3 protein-coding genes and 1 pseudogene are annotated in these 2,392 nt (G+C 66.8%); all 4 read right to left on the reverse strand.

What is annotated here, in order from left to right:
- Positions 1 to 1,358: pseudogene (locus Val02_RS46870) on the reverse strand (hypothetical protein); the annotation flags it as partial.
- On the reverse strand, positions 1,351 to 1,842 hold the full coding sequence (locus tag Val02_RS46875) for a DUF6197 family protein (RefSeq protein ID WP_203905873.1): 492 nt from the start codon (positions 1,840 to 1,842) through the stop codon (positions 1,351 to 1,353). The pseudogene Val02_RS46870 and the gene Val02_RS46875, both read right to left, overlap by 8 nt.
- A 1-nt stretch (position 1,843) precedes the next feature.
- Positions 1,844 to 2,053 (reverse strand): hypothetical protein, encoded by a 210-nt coding sequence (locus Val02_RS46880; RefSeq protein WP_203905874.1) that lies wholly within the window; start codon positions 2,051 to 2,053, stop codon positions 1,844 to 1,846.
- Positions 2,050 to 2,392, reverse strand: a 343-nt coding sequence (locus Val02_RS46885) for a hypothetical protein (RefSeq protein WP_203905875.1), incomplete at its 5' end; no start/stop codon positions are given. The genes Val02_RS46885 and Val02_RS46880, both read right to left, overlap by 4 nt.

Here is a 2,392-nt window from a genome sequence, read left to right on the forward strand (position 1 = left end):
GCCTGTGCGGCTTCGTTGGTCGACACCTTGAGCCGTGCGGCGAGTTGGTTCGCGTTGATCGGCGTGCCGTCGTTGTCTGCCCGGTACTGCCTTGCGACCCGGGATGCCATGGCCAACACGTCAGGCGACGGCGCAGCGGTCGCGGCGGGTCGTGCACGGTCCAGCGCGTTGACGGAAGAGTCTGCGGTGGACGGTGCCGACTTACGCGGCGGTGCGTCGTCGTCGCGGCGGGGCCGGGGCGACGGGCGTCGAGCAGGACGGGAGGTTTCGACGGGTGCCGGCGACGCGGCCACCGGGCCGGTCGGGGCAGGTGCCTTGACGATGCGCGCGGCCAGGTCGGCCGGGCTCGGTGCCGCAGCCGGAGCCGGCTCATCTGCCGGACGTTCCGGCCGGTCGTCCATTGCGGAGCGCGCGGGCGCATCGTCCATGGAGGGCGGTGCGGCCTGCGTGTCCACTGTGGACGGCACGACAGGGTTCATAGTCGTAGGGACAGGAGAAGTAGAAGGGGCAGGGGTAGTAGGAACATGGGGCGTGACGTGATTCGGTTGCGTGACGTGGTCGGCGGTGCCGACGTCGGTCAGGCCCATCACCTTGTCGGTGTGGGTGAACCACATTGCACGCTCACCGCGTCGCTGGACTTCAGCGATGATGGCGTCATCGGCCGTGAGGCTCAGTTTCGCCAGACGGGCAACCCGTCGACTACGCAACCGGTCCGAACCGTGGTTCAGCCGGTAGTACAGCGTGGTCATCTGCTGGGTCAGCCGTTCGCGGTGCACGGTGTGGACGTCCCGTTCTCCGGGCTCGATGGCCCCGACCGCGAGCAGCAGCCGGCGGGGCGTCCAACGCCAGGTTGATGCATCGGTCGGACGCCTAGTGGCGCCGCCGACCAGGCCGTCCCACCACTGCTTGGTGACCAGCAGCGGGATCAGCATCCGCAGAACTGCTTCGGGCACCGATTTCGATGCCACTGTCGCTACCAGGGCCATGGCTGAGGCCACGGTCCATGCGGTGGTGCCGAACCGTCCGGGCCAGCCGTACTCGCGCATGTGACGCTTCGCGCGGATCATCGCCACCAGAAGCAGCGCTTCCATGACGAAGAACAACAGCAGGGTCAGCCCGAGGGAGAAGTGCAGCCGGTGCCGCGCGATCTCCCAGACCGCCTCGGACGACCATCCGAGAGCGATCAGCATGACCAGGTTCGACAACGGCTCATCCGGCCGCTCGCTGCGAGCGATCCGACGCACGCGGGTAGCAACCCACGCCAGGACGAGCACGGATAGGACCAGGCCGGCGAGGACAACCTCGCGCCGCCCGGCGAACCCTGCCACCACATCGGAAACCTTCGACAGGTCAGACATCCCAGGATCCCTCCGAATCGGAGGCGGCCCAGTCGTTCAGGCCGTTGAGATGCGGGTCCGAGAAGATGTCGACCTCTCGCATGAGCAGGTCGAGACTGGAGATCGCCTGCGGGTCGCAGTTGTAGGCCGCCATACGCAGCGCGGCTTGGACCTGGCCCACATCGGTGGCGATCCAGTCGTTCCAATAGATGAGGTTGTCACGGATAGAAATAGCAGGGTCGTAGGGCAGGGTCGGCTCCACCACGTCGGCGAGCGCCGCGAGGGCAAGGACCAGAAGGTCCCACTCCGCCGAGGGAGTCTGGCGGTCGAAGCGGACGGCAACCTCGCCGAACGCGGCCATCTCCAGAGCGCCGAACACCGACACACGGCCCGTGAACGGATAGTCGAGATCCTCCCGAGTCGGGCACCAGTCGTGCCGGCCCAGCTCCTCCGCAGCATCGAGAAGCAGTCGCGCCACCCGGGCGTTACGCGCACGGTTGGCCATGTCAGGACCGCCCGTCCGGCTCGGCGTACAGCGAGAACGACAGAATCGTCAGATCCCGCGCGCCGCAGTGCTTACGCAGCTCAGCTTCGAGCGCGATGACATCGCTGCGGTCACTGATCGGCTCCCGCCGGTTGTAGTCGACGGCCCCGAAGGTCCGACCGTTGTTCGAGACGTAGCTGAGCCGATAGCGGAAAATCTTCTGGATGGTCATGACGTCGTGTCCTTTCCGTTGAGCAGGTCGAGCAGGCTCGGTTCGATCACGGGTTCCGGACACGGCGCCGATCGGCCCGTCCGAACCGTGAAACGGTTGGTACGAACGGTTTTCGGCTTGTGCAGGGATTCGAACTGTTCTCCGGTCAGCGCTTGCAGCGCGGCCGGGTTCTCGGTACGCCGCCGATACAGCTGCGGACGCACGACTGACATGGTCGGGCACTCGGACTTGTCGTCCGGGTAGCGGTGACCGCACTTCGGGCACGCCGAAGGACGCGGACTGCTCCCCGGGAAGTGGTCGGCGAAGACCCGCACGAGGATCGTCACCGTGACATCGGCG

Origin of the sequence: Virgisporangium aliadipatigenens (assembly GCF_016863615.1) — a bacterium.
GTDB lineage: Bacteria > Actinomycetota > Actinomycetes > Mycobacteriales > Micromonosporaceae > Virgisporangium > Virgisporangium aliadipatigenens.